This is a genomic window from Mycobacterium sp. 852002-40037_SCH5390672, from assembly GCF_001665875.1.
Lineage (GTDB): Bacteria > Actinomycetota > Actinomycetes > Mycobacteriales > Mycobacteriaceae > Mycobacterium.
In genome coordinates this window covers 1-545 of the sequence record NZ_LZTA01000048.1, presented here as the reverse complement: position 1 = coordinate 545, position 545 = coordinate 1, and the positions used below count along the sequence as shown (strand labels likewise).

The following is a 545-nucleotide window of genomic DNA, read 5'->3' as shown; positions in this document are numbered from 1 at the left end:
GTGATCATTATCGGTTCGGGTCCTGCTGGGTATACCGCGGCGTTGTATTCGGCGCGGGCGCAGTTGGCGCCGGTGGTGTTTGAGGGGACGTCGTTTGGTGGGGCGTTGATGACGACTACCGAGGTGGAGAATTTCCCGGGTTTCCGCGATGGCATCACGGGTCCGGAGTTGATGGATCAGATGCGGGAGCAGGCGCTGCGTTTTGGTGCGGATCTGCGGATGGAAGACGTCGAATCGGTGTCGCTGCAGGGTCCGGTGAAGTCGGTGACCACCAGCGAGGGTGAGACGGTGCGGGCGCGGTCGGTGATTTTGGCGATGGGGGCGGCGGCCCGCTATTTGGGGGTGGCTGGGGAGCAGGAGCTGCTGGGCCGGGGTGTGTCGTCGTGTGCGACTTGTGATGGGTTCTTTTTCAAGGATCAAGACATCGCGGTGATCGGTGGTGGGGACTCGGCGATGGAGGAGGCCACGTTTTTGACGCGGTTTGCTCGCAGTGTGACCCTGGTGCATCGGCGTGCGGAGTTTCGGGCGTCGCGGATCATGCTGGA

1 protein-coding gene is annotated in these 545 nt (G+C 62.9%); it reads left to right on the top strand.

Annotation, left to right across the window (positions count from 1 at the left end; translation table 11 throughout):
- Nucleotides 1-545: NAD(P)/FAD-dependent oxidoreductase (locus A5782_RS08525; RefSeq protein ID WP_197694161.1), on the top strand; the 545-nt coding region annotated here is incomplete at both ends.